The organism is Moorena sp. SIO4A1, assembly GCF_010672065.1.
GTDB lineage: Bacteria > Cyanobacteriota > Cyanobacteriia > Cyanobacteriales > Coleofasciculaceae > Moorena.
The window spans coordinates 1-1,030 of record NZ_JAAHHX010001068.1 but is presented as its reverse complement, the minus strand read 5'-3'; the positions used below and the strand labels follow the sequence as shown (position 1 = coordinate 1,030).

2 protein-coding genes are annotated in these 1,030 nt (G+C 44.4%); both read right to left on the bottom strand.

All coding sequences use genetic code 11. From position 1 onward, the window contains the following. A partial coding sequence (locus F6K53_RS45325; protein WP_293087757.1) for an SRPBCC family protein occupies nt 1-429 on the bottom strand: 429 nt, incomplete at its 3' end. Between the two features lie 262 nt (nt 430-691). After that, nucleotides 692-1,030: competence protein ComFB (locus F6K53_RS45320; protein WP_293087754.1), on the bottom strand; the 339-nt coding region annotated here is incomplete at its 5' end.

The following is a 1,030-nucleotide window of genomic DNA, read 5'->3' as shown; positions in this document are numbered from 1 at the left end:
TTGGGTTATTTCATGGCGATAGCGAAACATTTGCTCTAATTGCAGCGTTACTAACCAACCAAACATTTCTTCCACTAACGCTCCTCCTGGTAAAGCAAATTCAATGGAATCAGTTAGCCTAGTTTTCTGGTCTTCTGGAATAAATTGATGGCGATGAAGCCAATAGTCAAAGGGTCCTTCTTTTTGTTGATCACTGAAGAGTCGGTATTGCTCATACTCGGTATGAACAGCAATCCATTGTAAGGGAATTAGACCAAGAAAAATCCGAAATTCCGAAACAGCTCCAATCCCTAAACCTCCTTCACGACGGATCACCTGGATTGGTTGCCAGGGTGGAGTGAGCAGATCGAGAATATCATCTCGCTCGTGAAAGGTCCAAACTATGTCAACTGGTGCATTGATCACAGTAGAATAGTTAAAGTGCAGCATTACAGCAGTTTTGAATTGGGTTAGGTACTTACGCCAGCGGGTTTTAGGGAGCAGGGAGCAGGGAGCAGGGAGCAGTTAAGAGGTAAGAGAGAAAAAATCCTGTGTACCTTATATCTATGAAAAACGGTGTAAATCACCAAGTTATGAATAAATCTAAAACGCTGGTTTAGAGACCATACCCTGTCAACCTTCAACTTGTCAACCTGTCAACCTGTCAACCTGTCAACCTTGAACTTGTCAACCTGTGAACCCGAACGCAAGGTTAGAGCTGGTAACGAGAGTCATTCCAACCATAAATTGGGTCTCTTGGCTGCTCTTTTTGGCGATTTTTTCTGAGCTGAGTTGCTCTAATCAGGGTTTGCTTGACAATACTGACCAGGTTATACCATGTTATGTTCTGATTTTTGAGTAATTCCCGGATTCCTTGCAGAGCCAGTTTAGCGGCTAGAGATTCGGTTTCTTCTTCTGGTCTGATCGGTGTACAAACCCTGATCGGGTCTCGTTGCACGGCAGCAAAGGCTTGACGCACAGTAGTGCTAATCTGCTGCCTGAGTTTTTTGTTACCCTTTAACTGCTGCTGACGCCTCCCCTCTTCACTGGA